This window comes from Neorhizobium sp. DAR64872/K0K18, from assembly GCF_050500175.1.
Lineage (GTDB): Bacteria > Pseudomonadota > Alphaproteobacteria > Rhizobiales > Rhizobiaceae > Neorhizobium > Neorhizobium soli.
Map to the genome: position 1 here is coordinate 1,680,548 of NZ_CP191446.1, position 16,947 is coordinate 1,697,494.

12 protein-coding genes and 2 pseudogenes are annotated in these 16,947 nt (G+C 60.2%); 6 read left to right on the plus strand and 8 right to left on the minus strand.

All coding sequences use genetic code 11. The features are described from left to right. The first annotated feature begins 110 nt into the window (after positions 1 to 110). Complete coding sequence (locus ACQY1P_RS13790; RefSeq protein WP_113110519.1) at positions 111 to 536, plus strand: DUF4864 domain-containing protein; 426 nt, start codon at positions 111 to 113, stop codon at positions 534 to 536. Positions 537 to 583: 47 nt separating this feature from the next. Here the strand turns inward: ACQY1P_RS13790 and tgt are convergent, their stop codons facing one another. The 5 genes from tgt to coaD form a co-directional block, all read right to left on the minus strand. Continuing rightward, positions 584 to 1,717, minus strand: coding sequence for a tRNA guanosine(34) transglycosylase Tgt (tgt, locus tag ACQY1P_RS13795; RefSeq protein WP_184653170.1), 1,134 nt, complete (start codon positions 1,715 to 1,717; stop codon positions 584 to 586). Beyond that, positions 1,714 to 2,781: a tRNA preQ1(34) S-adenosylmethionine ribosyltransferase-isomerase QueA gene (queA, locus tag ACQY1P_RS13800; protein ID WP_325265201.1), complete on the minus strand. Its 1,068-nt coding sequence runs from the start codon at positions 2,779 to 2,781 to the stop codon at positions 1,714 to 1,716. Before queA ends, tgt begins: the two co-directional genes overlap by 4 nt. A 70-nt stretch (positions 2,782 to 2,851) precedes the next feature. Beyond that, a complete protein-coding gene (locus tag ACQY1P_RS13805) occupies positions 2,852 to 3,361 on the minus strand; it encodes a peptidylprolyl isomerase (RefSeq protein WP_062456851.1) in 510 nt (169 codons plus the stop codon). Between the two features lie 76 nt (positions 3,362 to 3,437). After that, a complete protein-coding gene (locus ACQY1P_RS13810) occupies positions 3,438 to 4,010 on the minus strand; it encodes a peptidylprolyl isomerase (RefSeq protein ID WP_062456848.1) in 573 nt (190 codons plus the stop codon). Positions 4,011 to 4,041: 31 nt separating this feature from the next. Next, entirely contained in the window at positions 4,042 to 4,536 is a 495-nt protein-coding gene (coaD, locus tag ACQY1P_RS13815) for a pantetheine-phosphate adenylyltransferase (protein ID WP_184653174.1), read from the minus strand. A 420-nt stretch (positions 4,537 to 4,956) separates the two neighbouring features. Here coaD and ACQY1P_RS13820 point away from each other — a divergent pair, with 420 nt between their 5' ends. Continuing rightward, on the plus strand, positions 4,957 to 5,139 hold the full coding sequence (locus ACQY1P_RS13820; protein ID WP_062456843.1) for a hypothetical protein: 183 nt from the start codon (positions 4,957 to 4,959) through the stop codon (positions 5,137 to 5,139). A gap of 451 nt (positions 5,140 to 5,590) precedes the next feature. Here the strand turns inward: ACQY1P_RS13820 and gyrA are convergent, their stop codons facing one another. Beyond that, on the minus strand, positions 5,591 to 8,452 hold the full coding sequence (gene gyrA, locus ACQY1P_RS13825) for a DNA gyrase subunit A (RefSeq protein WP_192086513.1): 2,862 nt from the start codon (positions 8,450 to 8,452) through the stop codon (positions 5,591 to 5,593). 228 nt (positions 8,453 to 8,680) lie between these two features. On the opposite strand from gyrA, the gene ACQY1P_RS13830 reads away from it, so the two are divergent. Then, the gene (locus ACQY1P_RS13830; RefSeq protein WP_062456837.1) at positions 8,681 to 9,313 is read left to right on the plus strand and encodes a MarC family protein; all 633 of its coding nucleotides are present in this window, start codon (positions 8,681 to 8,683) and stop codon (positions 9,311 to 9,313) included. Between the two features lie 34 nt (positions 9,314 to 9,347). After that, positions 9,348 to 10,523, plus strand: coding sequence for an HPP family protein (locus tag ACQY1P_RS13835; protein WP_325265194.1), 1,176 nt, complete (start codon positions 9,348 to 9,350; stop codon positions 10,521 to 10,523). A 17-nt stretch (positions 10,524 to 10,540) separates the two neighbouring features. Here the strand turns inward: ACQY1P_RS13835 and ACQY1P_RS13840 are convergent. Continuing rightward, a pseudogene (locus ACQY1P_RS13840) lies at positions 10,541 to 11,124 on the minus strand (single-stranded DNA-binding protein). Between the two features lie 245 nt (positions 11,125 to 11,369). Here ACQY1P_RS13840 and uvrA point away from each other — a divergent pair. Both uvrA and ACQY1P_RS13850 read left to right on the plus strand, forming a co-directional pair. Next, positions 11,370 to 14,289: pseudogene (gene uvrA, locus ACQY1P_RS13845) on the plus strand (excinuclease ABC subunit UvrA). 39 nt (positions 14,290 to 14,328) lie between these two features. Then, a complete protein-coding gene (locus tag ACQY1P_RS13850; protein ID WP_430256645.1) occupies positions 14,329 to 15,138 on the plus strand; it encodes a DUF72 domain-containing protein in 810 nt (269 codons plus the stop codon). Here ACQY1P_RS13850 and ACQY1P_RS13855 read toward each other — a convergent pair. Then, positions 15,135 to 16,622 carry an NAD(P)H-hydrate dehydratase gene (locus ACQY1P_RS13855; protein ID WP_430256646.1) on the minus strand — a complete coding sequence of 496 codons (1,488 nt, stop codon included), beginning with the start codon at positions 16,620 to 16,622 and terminating at the stop codon, positions 15,135 to 15,137. The genes ACQY1P_RS13850 and ACQY1P_RS13855 overlap by 4 nt on opposite strands. Positions 16,623 to 16,947 lie beyond the last annotated feature (325 nt).

A 16,947-nucleotide genomic window follows, 5' to 3' on the forward strand; every position in this document is an offset into this window, starting at 1 on the left:
TGCCGTCCAACTGGGCAGATCGCGGTGATGCTGAAAATATCCGCAACGCCACCTTTCCCTTTGGTGAGTATGCGCTAAACTTTATGGAAGCCGATGCTGGAGAATGTCAGATGCGCTTTCGAATAGCCTCTCTTGCCGCATTCCTCTTCCTGTCACCTGCAGGTCTCGTCCACGCAGAAGACCCCGTCGCGGATGCCCGCGCAGTCATCTCCGCTCAGATCTCCGCCTTGATCAACGACGATGCGGACAAGGCTTACTCTCTGGCCTCTCCGGGGATCCGCAGTCTCTATCCCGACAAGACAGTCTTCTTCGCCATGGTCCGCGACAACTATGAGGCTGTCTATCAGGCCGGAACCTATGCCTTCGGCCGCTCCAAACTGGTGGGCGGCGGCGAAGTCGTGCTGCAGGAGGTGATGATCAGTGCCAAGCAGGGCAAGGACTGGACCGCAATCTACGACATGCGGCTGATGGACGACGGATCCTACAAGGTCAACGGCGTCCGGATGATCCGCAACACGGCCAGCCAGGGCATCTAGCCAAAATATGGTCGGCAGGGGCACCGCCCCTGCCCGCTCGAATATTGTCAGACCGGGTCGATATCGCCCTTGGCCCATTCCGCCTGGGTCTCTGCACAGAAATCCTCGAAACGACCATTCGCGATCGCCTCGCGAATGCCCTTCATCAGATCCTGGTAGTAATTGAGGTTGTTCCACGAGAGCAGCATCCCGCCCAGCGATTCGTCTGCGCGGATCAGATGGTGCAGATAGGCGCGGGAGTAATCGCGTGTCGCCGGGCAGCCGGACTCGTCGTCGAGCGGTCGCATATCCTCGGCATGGCGTGCGTTGCGAAGGTTCACCTTGCCGCGACGGGTGAAGGCGAGACCGTGACGGCCGGCCCGCGTCGGCATCACGCAGTCGAACATGTCGATACCGCGCGCCACCGATTTGAGGATATCATCAGGCGTTCCGACGCCCATCAGATAGCGCGGCTTTTCGGACGGCAGAACCGGGAGCGTTTCCTCCAGCATGCGCAGCATCACGTCCTGCGGCTCGCCGACCGCAAGGCCACCCACCGCATATCCCTTGAGGTCGAGCTGTTTCAGCCCTTCGGCAGACCGCACGCGAAGCGCCGGAATGTCGCCACCCTGGACGATGCCGAACATCGCCTTGCCTGGCTGTTCCCCGAAGGCCACCCGGCAGCGCTCGGCCCACCGAAGCGACAACTCCATCGCGCGCTCGATTTCCTTGGCCTCGGCCGGAAGCGCCACGCATTCGTCGAGCTGCATCTGGATATCCGAGCCAAGCAGGCCCTGGATCTCGATCGAACGCTCCGGCGACATATGGTGCTTGGAGCCGTCGATATGGCTCTTGAAGGTCACGCCCTTCTCGTCGAGCTTTCTGAGCGCCGAAAGCGACATGACCTGAAAGCCGCCCGAATCGGTGAGGATCGGATGATCCCAGCGGATCAGCTTGTGCAGTCCACCGAGCCGCGCAACCCGTTCGGCGCCCGGCCGCAGCATCAAGTGATAGGTATTGCCGAGAATGATATCGGCGCCCGTTTCGCGCACCTGATCAAGATACATCGCCTTGACGGTCCCGACGGTGCCGACCGGCATGAAGGCCGGCGTGCGGATCGTTCCGCGCGGCATTGAGACTTCGCCGAGACGGGCGCCGCCGTCCGTTGCCTTCAGGGTGAACTGGAAATTTTCGGTGGTCATCGGTCGTTCCTGAAAAGCAGGCTTGAGTCGCCGTAGGAGTAAAAGCGATAGCCGGACGAGATGGCATGGTCGTAGGCTGCGCGCATGGTCTCCAGGCCGCAAAAAGCCGAGACCAGCATGAACAGCGTCGATTTCGGCAGGTGAAAATTGGTCATCAGCATGTCGACTGCCTTGAACCGAAAGCCGGGCGTGATGAAGATGCCGGTCGCACCGCTCCAGGGCAGTATGGTGCCGTCGTCAGCCGCAGCACTTTCAATCAGCCGCAGCGAGGTCGTGCCGACGCAGACGATGCGCCCGCCCCTCGCCCTGACGGCGTTGAGATGCTGCGCGGTCTCGGCACTCACGTAACCGATTTCCTGATGCATCTTGTGGTCTTCGGTATCGTCCACCTTCATCGGCAGAAATGTCCCTGCCCCCACATGCAGCGTCACGAAATGCCGCTCGACGCCTGCAGCGTCCAGCCTGGCAAACAGGTCGGGCGTGAAATGCAGACCCGCTGTGGGCGCAGCAACGGCGCCCTGCTCGCGGGCATAGATCGTCTGGTAATCCTTCGCGTCCTGCGCATCCTCGGGCCGCTTGGCGGCGATATAGGGCGGCAGCGGAATATGGCCGACCGACAGGATCGCTTCGTCCAACGCAGGGCCTGAAAGATCAAAGCGCAGCGTCACCTCGCCGCCCTCGCCTTTATCCTCGACTGTCGCGCTCAGCGATCCCAAATCGCCAAATTCGATCCGGTCGCCGACCTTGATCCGCTTGCCGGGCCTGGCAAACGCCTTCCAGACATCCGGTTCGGTGCGCATATGCAGCGTCGCCGAAACCTGCTGACCGCCGGCGCCTTCACGATGACGGATGCCTTCGAGCTGCGCGGGAATGACTTTCGTGTCGTTGAAGACCAGCGCATCGCCCGGCTTCAGGAATGCCACCAGATCGCTGACCCGCTGGTCGGAAAGGACAGGATCGGCGCCTGCGTCGACGACAAGCAGCCGGGCGCTGTCGCGCGGGTTTGCCGGCCGCAGCGCAATGTTTTCCTCGGGCAGATCGAAATCGAAAAGATCGACACGCATGATGAGCTTCCAGAATAGGCAAGGCCCGCCCCGTCGAGAAGACGGAGCGGGCCAGAAATGGCGGATCAGATCAGACGTCTGCGGCGACGCGGACGGAAACGATCGAGTCCGGATCCTTGACCGGCTCGCCCTTCTTGATCAGGTCGATGATGTCCATGCCTTCGATGACCTGGCCCCAAACCGTGTACTGCTTGTTCAGCCAAGGCGCGTCGGTAAAGCAGATGAAGAACTGCGAGTTTGCGGAGTTCGGGCTCTGCGAACGGGCCATCGAGCATGTGCCGCGGATATGCGAAACAGCCGAGAACTCAGCCTTCAGGTCCGGCTTGTCGGAACCGCCCATGCCGGCGCGCGAAGGGTTGAAGTCCGCTCCGCCCTGCTTGCCGAACTTGACGTCGCCGGTCTGGGCCATAAAATCGGGAATGACGCGGTGGAAAACAACGCCGTCATAGGCGGTTTCGCGGGCCAGTTCCTTGATGCGCGCAACGTGCTCAGGTGCCAGATCCGGCAGGAGCGAGATGACGACCTTGCCCTTGGTGGTTTCCATGATGAGGGTGTTTTCGGGATCCTTGATCTCGGCCATGGTATTTCTCCTTGATTATCTCTGTCTCAGGCATCAGCCCGGTGGGCCACTGCCGTTTAAATCGACTGTGTGTCGATCACTTCTTGCCGACGGTCACCTTGACCATCTTGTCGGGATTGGTGACTTCGCCATTGCTGCCATCGCCGCGCTTGATCTTGTCCACGGCTTCCATGCCGGACACGACCTTGCCGATTACGGTGTACTGACCGTTCAGGAACGGGCCTTCGTCGAACATGATGAAGAACTGCGAGTTGGCAGAATTCGGGCTCTGCGAACGGGCCATGCCGACAGTGCCGCGCTCGAACGGCGTCTTGGAAAACTCTGCGGGAAGATCGGCAAGATCCGAGCCGCCGGTGCCGGCGCGCGAAGCGTTGAAGCTCGGGCCGCCCTGCTTGCCGAACTTCACGTCGCCGGTCTGGGCCATGAACCCGTCGATGACGCGGTGGAATATGACGTTGTCATAAGCACCCTTGGCAGCCAGCGCCTTCACCTGCGCAACGTGCTTCGGTGCGGACTCAGGCATCAGCTGGATCACGACCGGGCCATCCTTCAATTGGATGGTCAGAAAATCGTCTGCCGCCGCAACGGCTGTTCCGACCGTGGCAGCGAGCGCGAGGGCGCCGGCTATGGCGAGGCGAAGCAGTTTCATCAGAAGACTCCTGTTATCTTTTGTCGCAGAATCAGCGTTTGTGCTTTTCGTTCAGGGCGCGCAGTACCACAGCCGGCACGAATTCACCGACATTGCCGCCCATCGCAGCGATCTGGCGGACCAATGTGGCCGTTATGGGCCGGGAGGCGGCCGCAGATGGCAGGAATACCGTCTGAAGGTCTGGCGCCATTGTCCGGTTCATGCTGGCCATCTGCATCTCGTAATCAAAATCGGTCCCGTCGCGCAGGCCACGCACAAGGATTGTCGCCCCCTGCTGCCGGGCAGCGTCGATGACCAGTCCTTCGAAGGAAACCACCGAAAGACTGTCCTCGCGCTCGGGCAGAGCCTCCGAAAGTGCCGCTGCGATCAATGCCGCGCGCTCCTCGAAGCTGAATACCGGCACCTTGCCCGGATGAACGCCGATTGCCACGACGACCCGTTCGGCAATGTTCAGCGCCTGCACGAGAATATCGAGATGGCCGTTTGTCATCGGGTCGAATGAGCCGGGATAAAGAGCGATCGTCATACTGAAGTCGGAGCCTGTTCCAGCTGAATTTCAACGGCCTTTTGTCACGGAAGGCCGCCCGCTGCAAGGCTTTCCCAAAAACTGAACGAAAGATGAATGCGTCGTTCAAGGCCGTTTCAGCCGGCTCATGTTTAACTGACAAACATGACGGGGCGAGATCATCGTCCCGCTGAGTTGAGATATACGGAAATGCTGGCTTTGATGATTTTCGCTGCAATCGCTGCAGCGCTTTTATTGGACGCCGCGATTTACGTATTCGGATCGCCAGACCTCTGAGAAGTGGAAACGCGATCCGGAACCTGAACGCCAGATGAACGCGCCATTCAAGCATGCTTCAGAGCCGTTCAGATAGGTCACTCTCATAATGTGGTGTCGCTGCGCGCAGTTCACGCGCTCAGGCAATTAAAAGGATAATCGGATATGATGATCGCAAACAAAAAGATGGCTATGCCCGACAAGATCACCATGATTAACCTCGTATGGAGCGCCATGATTGCTGTCATGTTGACGGCGACGGTCACTCTCTACCAGGACCGCTCGGATGTCGACGGCTCCAACTACCCGCAGGTTACCGGTCGTTACAGCGACATCTCCTACTATTGATCGCCTGCCGCGAGGAGCTGGACTGGGACTTCATCCCATTGGCCGTTCCTCTGAAACATCCGCGATCACCGACACAGCAATCGTTCCCCCTGAACTTTGGGCGCGTTGTCGGGAAGATTTAGAGCGACAAGCCACAGCATTATTTTCGTGAACGGTAGCGAACAGGGCGCGATGCCCTTTCCGCGCCAAGCGGCTCAAACAAAGCCGGAGGATGGTTTCCCATCCTCCGGTTTTCTCGTTGTTGATGTCCTCTGCCCTCCGGAAGGACGCGACCTATTCAATCGCATCCCAATCCAATGATCGAACACCGCGCCACTAGTTTGATCGCAGGTGCCAAATACTGGTGAGATGCCCAACCCCTTGAAGCTACTCAAACAGAAGCCGGAGGATGGTTTCCCATCCTCCGGCTTTTTTCGTTTTTCTCGTCTTTTGCCGTCAGGGTGGACGCGACCTATTCGGTCGCATCCCCGTCAGCATCAGGCGTATCGGTTTCGGTCGCATCGGTGTCGGTATCGGGAGCAATCCCGAGGTCACCGGTTTCGGCCGAGATCTCACCCGGGAGCTCGCCGTTCTCGTCTTCGTTCTCAGGCTCGCTGATGCGCTCGACGGAGACCACCTTCTCATCCTTGTGGGTCGAGAAGATCGTGACACCCTTCGTCGCACGGCTGGCAATGCGAATGCCGCCAACCGGAACACGGATCAGAACACCGCCATTCGAAACGAGCATGATCTGGTCACCCTCGTCGATCGGGAAGGCGGCCACGAGTTCGCCGATTTCCGCAGTCTTCGAGGTATCGGTGGCACGGATACCCTTGCCGCCACGGCCCGATGTGCGGAAGTCATAGGAAGACGAGCGCTTGCCGTAGCCTTTTTCCGAAACCGTCAGCACGAACTGTTCGTGTTGCTTCAGGTATTCGTAGCGCTCATCGGAGAGCTGTCCCTCTTCGGTGACTTCCTCACCAACCAGAGCGATATCCTCTTCGTCCACCCCGGCAGCACGGCGCTCGATCGCCGAGCGCTTGAGGTAAGCTGCACGTTCCCACGGCTCGGCATCCACATGCCCGACAATCGTCATCGAGATGATGCGGTCGCCTTCGGCCAGATTGATGCCGCGGACACCGATGGAATTACGGCCGGCAAAGACGCGGACCTCTTCGACCGGGAAGCGGATCGCCTGTCCAAGCGCGGTTGTCAGCAACACGTCGTCGCCGGGCTCGTTGAGGTCGAGGTTCGGACCGCTGCAGGTCTCGACGGAGAGGATTTCGTCACCCTCTTCCTCGAGCTTCATGGCGATCTTGCCGTTGCGGTTGACCTGCACGAAGTCCGACAGCTTGTTGCGGCGAACCGTGCCGCGTGTCGTCGAGAACATCACGTCCAGGTTATCCCAGGACGTTTCGTCCTCGGGCAACGGCATGATCGTGGTGATGCGCTCGCCGGCTTCCAGCGGCAGCATGTTGATCAGGGCCTTGCCGCGCGATTGCGGCGTGCCGATCGGCAGGCGCCAGACCTTTTCCTTGTAGACGATGCCACGCGAGGAGAAGAACAGCACCGGCGTATGAGTATTGACCACGAATAGCCGGGTAACGAAGTCCTCGTCACGTGTGGCCATGCCGGAGCGACCCTTGCCGCCACGACGCTGCGCGCGGTAGGTCGCCAGCGGAACACGCTTGATATAGCCGAGATGCGAAACGGTAACGACCATGTCCTCGCGGGCAATCAGGTCCTCGTCGTCCATCTCGAGACCGCCTTCGAGGATCTCGGTGCGGCGTGGTGTACCGAATTCGTCGCGAACGGCGATGAGTTCGTCCTTGACGATCTGCTGGATGCGAACCCGTGACGACAGGATGTCGAGATAGTCGGAGATCTCGGCGCCGATCTTGTTCAGCTCGTCGCCAATTTCATCGCGGCCGAGCGCCGTCAGGCGGGCAAGACGCAGTTCGAGGATCGCGCGGGCCTGTTCCTCGGAGAGGTTGTAGGTCAGATCCTCGTTGATCTTGTGACGCGGATCGTCGATGAGCCGGATAAGAGCCTCGACGTCATGGGCCGGCCAGCGGCGCGTCATCAACTGCTCGCGCGCCGTCGCAGGATCCGGTGCACGGCGAATGAGCGCAATGACTTCATCGATATTGGCAACGGCGATCGCCAGACCCACCAACACGTGAGCGCGCTCGCGCGCCTTGCGCAACAGGTACTTCGTGCGGCGGCTGACGACTTCCTCGCGGAAGGACACAAAGGCCTTCAGCATGTCGATCAGCGCCAGCTGCTCCGGCTTGCCGCCATTGAGCGCCACCATGTTGCAGCCGAACGACGTCTGTAGCGGCGTGTAGCGGTAGAGCTGGTTCAAAATGACGTCGGCATTCGCATCGCGCTTCAGCTCGACGACGACGCGGTAACCCTGTCTGTCGGACTCGTCGCGCAGATCGGAAATCCCTTCGATCCGCTTTTCGCGGACGAGTTCGCCAATCTTTTCGACCATCGAGGCCTTGTTCACCTGGTAGGGAACTTCGGTGATGATGATCTGCTCACGGTCGCCGCGCAGAGGTTCGATCGTCGCACGACCGCGCATCATGACGGAGCCGCGGCCCGTCTCGTAAGCCAGACGAATGCCGGCACGGCCAAGGATCATTGCACCTGTCGGAAAGTCCGGACCGGGAATGATCTGCATCAGCTCGGGCAGTTCGATCGCCGGATTGTCCATCATCGCGATGCAGCCGTCGATCACTTCCGACAGATTGTGCGGCGGGATGTTGGTCGCCATGCCGACGGCGATGCCGCCTGCGCCATTGACGAGCAGGTTCGGGAATTTCGCCGGCAGAACCACCGGTTCCGACAGCGTGCCGTCATAGTTGTCGCGGAAGTCGACGGTTTCCTTGTCGAGATCATCGAGCAGCGCATGGGCCGACTTTTCAAGCCTGCACTCTGTATAGCGCTCGGCCGCCGGCGGATCCCCGTCGATCGATCCGAAATTGCCCTGTCCGTCGATCAGCGGCAATCGCAGCGACCAATCCTGCGCCATACGTGCCAGCGCATCATAGATCGCGGAGTTGCCGTGCGGATGGAATTTACCCATCACGTCACCGGTTACGCGGGCGCACTTGACGTATTTCTTGTTCCAGTCGATCCCGAGCTCGGACATGCCGAACATGATGCGCCGGTGAACCGGCTTCAGTCCGTCACGAACGTCGGGAAGTGCGCGGCTGACGATCACGCTCATCGCATAATCGAGATAGGACCGCTGCATCTCTTCCATAATGGAAATGGGTTCGATGCCTGGAGGCAGCTTTCCGCCGCCGGGTGTGCTTTGCTCAGTCAAATCGGATCACGATCTCTGTTCGGAATCATTTGAATTTTTATAGCGGAAAGCGGCTCCGGGCGCCAATTTCCACTGAATTTGCTTTGTAGTTGTGAACAGGTTTTGCGGCATTTGGAAGGTGTTTGCCACGATCGTTGGATACATTCGTTGCAAGACTTCCCTAAAGCGCCCGGCTGTCCTAACAATCTTATCATTGAACGGCAAGCCGAGCGTCCTCTAGGAGTATCCATGGCCTCACCCGATGCTCTCATCAACGCGTTGACCACTTTGCTGGTCACGCTCGACCCGCCGGGTCTGGCGCCGGTCTTTCTGGGCCTGACGGTCGGCATGACGACGGCACAACGGCGCTTTGTCGCCTTTCGCGGTGCGCTGATCGCGTTCGGGATCCTCGCGGTGTTTGCGCTGTTCGGATCGAGCGTTCTCGGCCTGCTCGGTATCTCGATCGGCGCCTTCCGCATCGCGGGCGGCCTGCTGCTGTTCTGGATTTCGTTCGAAATGGTTTTCGAAAAGCGTCAGGAGCGAAAGGAAAAGACGTCGCAAAAGGCGATCACGATCGACCATATCCACGATATCGCCGTGTTTCCGCTCGCCCTGCCGCTGATCGCCGGCCCCGGAGCGATTTCCGCGACCGTCCTTTTGTCCGGAACATTCACCAGCGCTCTCGACCGCGCACTCCTTATCGGGGTCCTCGCGCTGATCATGGTGGTGCTCTACGCAACGCTTCTGATCGCGGAAAAGCTCGACCGTTTCTTGGGTGTGACAGGGCGCGCGATCCTCACCCGGCTTCTCGGGGTCATCCTCGCTGCCTTGTCCGTTCAGTTCGTGGTCGATGGCATCCGGTCGGCATTCGCGATACCCTGATCCTTCCTGGGACGGACGGCCGAAAGCTCAATCCATGCACATTCTAAACCGTCTCATCGGACAGGCACCGAACCCGATCAGCATGAGGGAACGGCTTCGCTCTGCGGGCGGCGCCTTGCTCGGCATTTCCCTGACGGGACTCGGCGGAAGTCTCGTCGTCGGCTTCGAACCGTCATTGCCGGCACTGATCGCCCCGATGGGTGCCTCGGCCGTGCTGCTCTTTGCCGTCCCGTCGAGCCCGCTCGCACAACCCTGGTCCATCTTGGGCGGCAATATTCTCTCGGCCACTGTCGGCGTCACAGTCGCTGCACTCGTGCCAGACCCTGCCCTCGCCTCAGGCCTCGCCATTGGCATAGCGATCGCGGCGATGATGGCGCTGCGCTGCCTGCACCCGCCAAGCGGTGCGATTGCCCTGACCGCAGTGCTTGGCGGCCCGTCCATTCACGCGATGGGATACGGATTCATCCTCTGGCCGGTTCTGGGCAACTCGCTGGCTTTGCTGCTGCTTGCGATCATTCTCAACAATCTCGCAGGCCGGCGCTATCCGCATGCGCCCGCTACGCCTTCCCCTTCGCACGGCACCACGGATCCGCCGCCGAGCGGCCGTATCGGGTTCCGCCGGGAGGATCTCGACGCCGTCCTCAGGGATTATGACCAGGTCCTCGATATCGATCGCAGCGACCTCGAAACAATTATTCGCCTGACCGAACTGCGCTCCTACCGCCAGCGCGCCAGCCACCTCACCTGCGCCGACGTCATGTCCCGCGACGTGATCGCGGTGTCACCGGATGATCCCCTGGGGAAGGCGCATCAGTCCATGCGCAACCACCGTCTGAAGGCCCTGCCCGTCACCAACGAAAAGGCTGAGGTGGTTGGCATCGTTACGCAGACGGATTTTCTGGACAAGCCAATCTGGACCGGCGGTCGCCCGACGATCGGCCCGCGCCAGCGTTTGCGGCTGATGATGCAAGGCGCAACAGCGCCAAACCATATCGTAAGGGATATCATGACCGCGCCGGTCCGGACGATCGAGCCGTCGGCACCGCTCAACGACGCGGTCGTCATGTTTGCCGAGGAAGGCCTGCACTACCTGCCGATCGTCGGCGAGAACGGCAAACTCGTCGGAATACTCTCGCAGTCCGACGTGCTTGTAGCGATGCTTTCGGACCGCGCCACTCATGCTCCAACCGAACATGAAAAAGGCGCCTGAGCGGCGCCTTTTTTTGATCAGAATGGGATGTCGTCGTCGAGGTCGCGGGAGAAGTTCCCGCCGCCACCACCGGAGGACTGGCCACCCTGGCTGCCCTGAGCACCGCGCCCTGCCGGTGCTCCCCCCCGGAACGCGGACGATCATAGTCATCGCCGCCGCCACCGTAGTTGCCGCCGAAATCACCGCCGCCACCGCCGCCGAAGTCGCTTGCGCCACCACGTGCGCCGCCGCGCTCACCGCCGCCTTCGCCACGACCGTCGAGCATTGTCAGGGTCGAGTTGAAGCCCTGCAGAACGATTTCGGTTGAATAACGATCGTTGCCGGTCTGGTCCTGCCATTTGCGGGTCTGCAGTGCGCCTTCGATATAAAGCTTGGCGCCCTTTTTGACATACTGCTCGACGACCTTGCAGAGGCCTTCGTTGAACACGACGACCGTATGCCATTCCGTCTTTTCGCGACGCTCGCCCGACGTACGATCGCGCCAGCTTTCCGACGTGGCGATGCGCAGGTTTGCAATCGGGCGGCCATCCTGCGTCCGGCGGATTTCCGGGTCGGCGCCGACATTGCCCACCAGAATGACTTTGTTCACGCTGCCCGCCATCGTATTCACCTCGTTTGCCGCCAAGCACGGCTTTGAAAACCAATTGCCCCACCTTAAACCATCGACCGACCGGATTGGGCAATGCCGAGGTTTAATCCACAGTGAATTTTGTTCTTTCTTTGTTCTATTTTCTTGGTATAGATCTGTCAAGCGTCCGGAACTGGGTTGCGTTGCAGCAGTTTCGTCTCGACAGGCGGCTTTCGATAACTACATAAGGACCTTCGATCCTCCCCGAAGGCATAACGATGAGCGAACTCAAAACCATTTCCATCCGTGGTGCGCGCGAGCACAATCTAAAGGGCATAGATCTCGATCTGCCGCGCAACTCGCTGATCGTGATGACCGGGCTGTCCGGTTCAGGCAAGTCGTCGCTTGCGTTCGACACGATCTATGCCGAGGGACAGCGACGCTATGTCGAGAGCCTGTCGGCCTATGCACGCCAGTTCCTGGAGATGATGCAGAAGCCCGACGTCGACCAGATCGAAGGCCTGTCTCCGGCGATCTCGATCGAGCAGAAGACGACCTCGCGAAATCCCCGCTCGACGGTCGGCACAGTCACGGAAATCTACGACTACATGCGCCTGTTGTTTGCGCGCGTCGGAATTCCCTATTCGCCGGCGACGGGTCTTCCGATCGAAAGCCAGACCGTCAGCCAGATGGTCGACAGGGTCCTTGCTTTCGAAGAGGGCACCCGTCTTTATATTCTCGCGCCAATGATCCGCGGGCGCAAAGGCGAGTACAAGAAAGAACTCGCCGAGCTGATGAAAAAGGGTTTTCAGCGCGTCAAGGTGGATGGCCAGTTCTACGAAATCGCCGACGTTCCAGCACTCGACAAGAAATACAAACACGACATCGACGTCGTTGTGGACCGCCTTGTGGTGCGTTCCGACATTGCCGCGCGTCTGGCCGACAGCCTTGAGACATCGCTGAAACTGGCGGATGGCCTGGCCGTTGCGGAGTTCGCCGACAAGCCTCTGCCGGAGAAGGAAACCTCCGCAGGCGGATCTGCCAACAAGTCGCTCAACGAAACCCATGAACGGGTTCTGTTTTCGGAAAAATTCGCCTGCCCTGTGTCCGGATTCACCATTCCGGAGATCGAGCCGCGGCTGTTCTCCTTCAACAATCCCTTCGGTGCCTGCCCCACCTGCGATGGTCTCGGATCACAGCAGAAGGTGGACCGGAACATGATCGTGCCGGAACCCGGCCGGACCCTGAAGGATGGCGCGATCGCGCCCTGGGCGAAGTCCACCTCGCCCTATTACAACCAGACGCTCGAGGGTCTCGGCAAGGTCTTTGGTTTCAAGCTGACGGACCGCTGGGACAAGCTGTCGGATAGCGCCCGCTCGGCGATCCTTGAGGGCACCGAGGAAAAGATCGAGTTCAATTATGCCGACGGCGCACGGTCCTACAAGACGACCAAGACGTTCGAAGGCATCGTCCCCAATCTCGAACGGCGCTGGAAGGAAACCGACAGTGCCTGGGCGCGCGAGGAAATCGAGCGCTACATGTCGGCCGCTCCATGCCCGTCCTGTGCCGGCTATCGCCTGAAGCCGGAAGCGCTGGCGGTCAAGATCAATAAGCTGCATATCGGCCAGACGACAGAAATGTCGATCCGGCTGGCACGCGACTGGTTTGCGGCGCTTCCCGAGCACCTGAACGCGAAGCAGAACGAGATCGCTGTCCGTATCCTCAAGGAGATCCGCGAGCGCCTTCAGTTCCTGAACGACGTCGGGCTCGACTATCTCAGCCTTTCGCGAAATTCCGGCACGCTGTCCGGTGGCGAGAGCCAGCGCATCCGTTTGGCATCGCAGATCGGCTCGGGCCTTACCGGCGTTCTCTACGTGCTGGACGAGCCATCCATCGGCCTCCACCAGCGCGACAATGCCCGCCTGCTCGAAACGCTGAAGCATCTGCGTGACATCGGCAATACCGTCATCGTCGTGGAACATGACGAGGATGCCATTATGACCGCCGATTACGTCGTCGATATCGGCCCTGCCGCCGGCATTCACGGCGGCACGGTCGTCGCCGAAGGCACGCCGCAGCAGGTCATGGCAAACCCCAAGTCACTGACCGGTAAATACCTGTCGGGCGAACTCGGCGTCGCAGTTCCCACTGAGCGGCGCAAGGTCAAAAAAGGCAAGGAACTCAAGGTTTTCGGAGCCCGCGGCAACAACCTCAAGAACGTTACCGCGGCGGTACCGCTCGGCGTTTTTACCGCCGTGACCGGCGTATCGGGTGGCGGCAAGTCGACCTTCCTGATCGAAACGCTCTACAAGTCGGCCGCACGCCGCGTCATGGGCGCGAGAAATCCCGGCCGAGCACGATCGGATCGACGGGTTCGAGCATATCGACAAGGTGATCGATATCGACCAGTCGCCGATCGGTCGCACACCGCGCTCCAACCCGGCCACTTATACCGGTGCCTTCACCCCCATCCGCGACTGGTTTGCCGGCCTGCCGGAAGCCAAGGCCCGCGGTTACGCACCCGGCCGCTTCTCCTTCAACGTCAAGGGCGGCCGTTGCGAGGCTTGCCAGGGCGACGGCGTCATCAAGATCGAGATGCACTTCCTTCCGGATGTCTATGTCACCTGTGATGTCTGCCACGGCAAACGCTACAACCGCGAAACGCTCGACGTGCATTTCAAGGGCAAGTCGATCGCCGATGTCCTGGACATGACGGTCGAGGAAGGTGTCGAGTTCTTTGCCGCGGTTCCGGCCGTGCGCGACAAGCTGCAATCGCTGTTCGATGTCGGTCTCGGCTATATCAAGGTCGGTCAACAGGCAAACACGCTCTCGGGCGGCGAAGCGCAGCGCGTCAAGCTCGCCAAGGAGCTGTCGAAGCGTGCCACCGGCCGCACCCTCTATATTCTCGATGAGCCAACCACGGGCCTGCATTTCCACGACGTCGCGAAACTTCTGGAAATGCTGCACGAGCTGGTCAACCAGGGCAATTCGGTCGTGGTCATCGAGCACAATCTCGAAGTCATCAAGACCGCCGATTGGGTTATCGACATTGGCCCCGAAGGCGGCACGGGTGGTGGGGAGATTGTTGCCTGCGGCACGCCGGAACAGGTCGTCAAGGAGAAGCGCTCCTATACCGGCCAGTTCCTTAAGGAGCTTCTGGAACGGCGTCCGGTCAAGAAAGTCCAAGCGGCAGAATAGTTTTTACCGCCGCCAATACCTGTTCCGGGGAGATGAGTGATGACACCAGGCATAATTCGAACAGGTATCGGCGGCTGGACCTTCGCGCCTTGGGAGGGCACGTTCTATCCGGACAAGCTGGCGAAGAAACGCCAGCTTGAATATGCGGCGTCCAAGCTCAAGGTCATCGAGGTCAACGGCACCTATTACGGGTCGCAAAAGCCCGAGACTTTTGCGAAATGGGCGTCCGAAGTGCCTGACGGATTCATCTTCTCGCTCAAAGCCAGCCGCTACACTACCAACCGCAAGGTCCTGGCCGAGGCGGGCGAATTGATCGAACGCTTCCTGCAGCAGGGGCTCGTCGAACTCGGCGACCATCTTGGGCCGTTGCTGTGGCAGTTCGCGCCGACCAAGAAATTCGAGCCTGACGATTTCGAAGCGTTTCTGAAGCTGCTGCCGGACGCGCTGGAAGGGCTGCCTTTGCGCCACGTCGTCGAGGTCCGCCACGACAGCTTCAAGGTTCCGGAATTCGTCGAACTTATCGCGAAATACAATGTCGCGCCCGTCTGCGCCGATCATTTCGACTATCCGATGATCGCCGACGTTACAGCTGATTTCGTCTATGCGCGGCTGCAAAAAGGGTCGGACGAGATCGAAACCTGTTACACGAAGCCGGATATGAAAGATTGGGCGAAAAGGTTGAAAACCTGGTCTGCCGGTAGCGTCCCCGACGATCTACCTTTGATCGACGAAACGCGTAAGCCCGCCAAGACGGCGCGCGACGTCTACGCCTTCTTCATTCACGAGGGCAAGGTCAACGCCCCCGGCGGCGCAATGGCCATGCAGGAGATGCTAGACGCCAAGAGCTAGAGCTCTCTGTTCGGCATGATCCCTGCTCTCTTGGCCAGATCTTCCGCGGTCATGTCTGGGGTCAGGCTATTGGCCGCTTCGCCGTGTAGGTAGACGCCTGCCGCCGCGGCCTCGAAGGCGGGCATGCCCTGGGCGAGCAGCGCTCCGATCATTCCGGCGAGCACATCTCCGGAGCCTGCGGTGGCAAGCCAGGGCGGCGCATTCGTGTTGATCAGGGCGCGGCCATCGGGTGAAGCGATCACCGTGTCTGCACCCTTGTAGACGATGACGGCGCTGGCCAGCGCCGAGGCTTTCAGCGCCTTCTCGGGCTTGCTGAGTTCTTTGTCCTTAGCCAAATCCGGAAACAGCCGGGCAAACTCCCCCTCATGTGGGGTCAGTACCAGGCGCGTCTCGCCCTCCGAGAAGGCTGAAAACAGCGTATCAGGATCGTCCTTGAACGAGGAAATGCCGTCCGCGTCCAGCACCAGCCGCTTGCCCTTCAGTGCCAGCACGAACTCGCGGGCTTTCTCCCCGACGCCGAACCCCGGGCCGAGCACGAAGGCGGAGAGTTTTGCCGAACCCAGCCAGTCGGCGAGGTCTGCGACATCGTCGATTGCATGAAGCATGATTGCTGTCAGCGAGGCGGCATTGACGGAAAGTGCGTCCGTTGGGCTTGCAACGGTAACGAGCCCTGCCCCGCGCTTCAGACCCGCCGTCGCCGAAAGCCGGGCTGCGCCCGTCTTGTCCGCGGGACCGCTGAACACGACCAGATGTCCACGCGTATACTTGTGGCTGTCACCCAATGGTGACGGCACAGCTGAGCTCCAGATCGACGGCGCGTTCTCGGCAAGACTGCCGGCCTTGCTCAAAACGATTCGACGGGGGATGCCGATATCGAAAACCTCAAGTTCACCGCAGAGCTCGCGTCCCGGCATGAGGACGTGGCCAGGCTTGCGCGCAACGAATGTCACCGTCCGATCTGCACGCAACGCCGCGCCAAGCGCCACGCCGCGCCGGCCGCATAGTCCAGACGGCAGATCGACGGCAAGCACGGGTGTATTGGTGGCTACCAGACGATCAGCGAGTGCCGCCACGCTATCGGAGACGTTTCTGGAGAGCCCTGCCCCGAAGAGCGCATCGATGACGACATCACCAGGCAATGGCACATAATTGTCCAACGGCTGGGTATCGAGCGGGCAGCGTGAACGGGCCTCAAGCGCATCGCCGCGCAGTTGTGCGGGATCCCCGAGACTGTAGACCACGCAGCGTGTGCCGGCCTCGTTCAAGGCCGCCGCTGCGACATAGCCGTCACCGCCATTGTTGCCGGGTCCACACAGGACGACAAAGCGCAACGCGCCGGGAAAGTGTCGAAGAGCCGACGCCGCGACAGCCCGGCCCGCGCGGTCCATCAGCCCTATCGAGGACATGCCTGATGCTGCCGCGGCCGTGTCGACGGCTGCCATATCGTTAGGCGTCAGGAGCAAATGAGCGAATGAATTGGTCATTTGTCTATTCAAAGGCAAAACAGGGGAAATACAAGCGCGATCTTAGTGATCAAGAAATCATCAAATGCACAGAAAACATGCTTATTTAGTAGGTGGACAGGCATGCGCTCGGTGCGGCGGGCGGAAGCGATTTCGGCAAGGATACGGCGTCAGGCGCACAAACCCGGACGTGGCCGACCGCGTTCAGCAGGCAATCCACCGAAAAATGGAAAGTTTTGACGCAAACCCGTGTTATTTTCTGAAAAACGTGAAAGAGTTTGGCACGAATAGTGCATCGGCCTGTTTGGCGGGCATGGGCCTGCGACTGGGAGAAGCGGAGAGTTGG

Excerpts from the sequence above, each read along its gene's own strand:
- ACQY1P_RS13790 (WP_113110519.1), top strand. The coding sequence starts at position 111 with ATGCGCTTTCGAATAGCCTCTCTTGCCGCATTCCTCTTCCTGTCACCT.
- tgt (WP_184653170.1), bottom strand. The coding sequence starts at position 1,717 with ATGACCACCGAAAATTTCCAGTTCACCCTGAAGGCAACGGACGGCGGC.
- queA (WP_325265201.1), bottom strand. The coding sequence starts at position 2,781 with ATGCGTGTCGATCTTTTCGATTTCGATCTGCCCGAGGAAAACATTGCG.
- ACQY1P_RS13805 (WP_062456851.1), bottom strand. The coding sequence starts at position 3,361 with ATGGCCGAGATCAAGGATCCCGAAAACACCCTCATCATGGAAACCACC.
- ACQY1P_RS13810 (WP_062456848.1), bottom strand. The coding sequence starts at position 4,010 with ATGAAACTGCTTCGCCTCGCCATAGCCGGCGCCCTCGCGCTCGCTGCC.
- coaD (WP_184653174.1), bottom strand. The coding sequence starts at position 4,536 with ATGACGATCGCTCTTTATCCCGGCTCATTCGACCCGATGACAAACGGC.
- ACQY1P_RS13820 (WP_062456843.1), top strand. The coding sequence starts at position 4,957 with ATGATGATCGCAAACAAAAAGATGGCTATGCCCGACAAGATCACCATG.
- ACQY1P_RS13830 (WP_062456837.1), top strand. The coding sequence starts at position 8,681 with ATGGCCTCACCCGATGCTCTCATCAACGCGTTGACCACTTTGCTGGTC.
- ACQY1P_RS13835 (WP_325265194.1), top strand. The coding sequence starts at position 9,348 with ATGCACATTCTAAACCGTCTCATCGGACAGGCACCGAACCCGATCAGC.
- ACQY1P_RS13850 (WP_430256645.1), top strand. The coding sequence starts at position 14,329 with ATGACACCAGGCATAATTCGAACAGGTATCGGCGGCTGGACCTTCGCG.
- ACQY1P_RS13855 (WP_430256646.1), bottom strand. The coding sequence starts at position 16,622 with ATGACCAATTCATTCGCTCATTTGCTCCTGACGCCTAACGATATGGCA.